Origin of the sequence: Saccharopolyspora elongata, assembly GCF_004348985.1 — a bacterium.
Taxonomy (GTDB): Bacteria; Actinomycetota; Actinomycetes; order Mycobacteriales; family Pseudonocardiaceae; genus Saccharopolyspora; species Saccharopolyspora elongata.
Genome location: NZ_SMKW01000220.1, coordinates 1 through 1,294, shown reverse-complemented (window position 1 = coordinate 1,294; position 1,294 = coordinate 1). Strand labels below are relative to the sequence as shown.

Genomic DNA, 1,294 nt, shown 5'->3' with positions numbered 1-1,294 from the left:
CCTGTCCTGTCTCAGGACCTCACGGACAGATCTGTCTCACGACGTCGTGGACAGTTTGTTGGTTGTGAGTCGTTGGTAGCGGACGCTGCGGTCCAGTGTCAGCGTCCGCACGACCGTGTCGTTGATCATGATGCTGACGCGGTCGCCTTGCCAGTGCAGGGTAGCGATCTGTCCGGCCCAGCGGCGGCCGATGACGATCGAGCAGCCGGAGAAGACGACCACACCGGTGGTGCTGACGGGACGCTGGGTGACACCGGAGCGGCACGGTACCGGCCCTCCTGAGGCGGCTTTGGGGGCGGCGTCGTAACGCTGCTGGGGGGTCTGACCGTCGATTCCTTGATGCCGGCGGTTGTTGTACATCTCCCGGTATTCCTTCAGAAGATGTTGCAGTTCGTCGAGAGTGGTTGGTGTGGGCTGTTTTCCCAGCCACTTACGCAGCGTTTGGTGAGATCGTTCATCTTTCCCGCAGGTTTGCGGGTGATACGGCGACGAGGCGATCGCCTGCACCCCGCTCTCGGCCAGGCGACGTTCGAGGTCGACCATGCCCCCGCGGTGCTTGGCGGAAAACGCCAGACCGTTGTCGGTGAGCACCTTCGCCGGCACCCCGTAGCCGGCGAAGGCCTGCTGCAACGCCGCCCAGGTCTCCTCGCCGTTCTCGCTGGAGGCGGCATAGGTTCCCACGTCCAGCCGGGAGTGATCATCCAGGATCTGCAGGATGCACACCTTCTCACCGCCGCCGAGGTAGAACTCCATCCCGTCGATCTGCCATAACCCGTTAGCCTCGGCGTACTCGAACCGGCGCCTCGTGCGGGGGCGCTTGCGGGGCTGCGGGACCACATGCCCCTCATCGACCAGGATCCGGTGGATCGTGGCCCGTGAGGGCACCCGCACCTCCCCGAGCTCCTCCAGCCGCCACCCGATCGAGATGGCCCCGTTGTCCCGTCCTTCGTCAGCCAACTGCTTGCGGGCGCGCACTACCGCCTCACGCACCTGCGCTGAGATCGACGTGGGCCGCCGCAGCGGGGCAGAGGAGCGGCGGAGGAACCCCGCCGCACCTTCCTGCCGGAACCGGTGGACGTACTTGTAGAACACCGTGCGCGAGATCTTGTGCTCAGCACAGAACCTCGACACGTTGATCTTGTCCCCACCAGCCACCGCAGCAACCGCCGCGACCAGGTCTGGATCCATCGAAAACCCTGTTCCGCCCACCACTGATGATCACAGAAAGCAGGCCAGCCAGTGTTCACGAGGTCCTGAGACACAAACTGTTCACGAGGTCCTGAGCGAGGACAGG

1 protein-coding gene is annotated in these 1,294 nt (G+C 64.5%); it reads right to left on the bottom strand.

All coding sequences use genetic code 11. The features are described 5' to 3' along the window. Positions 1-36 precede the first annotated feature (36 nt). Positions 37-1,188 (bottom strand): IS481 family transposase, encoded by a 1,152-nt coding sequence (locus E1288_RS46385; RefSeq protein ID WP_132495717.1) that lies wholly within the window; start codon positions 1,186-1,188, stop codon positions 37-39. Between the last annotated feature and the right edge of the window lie 106 nt (positions 1,189-1,294).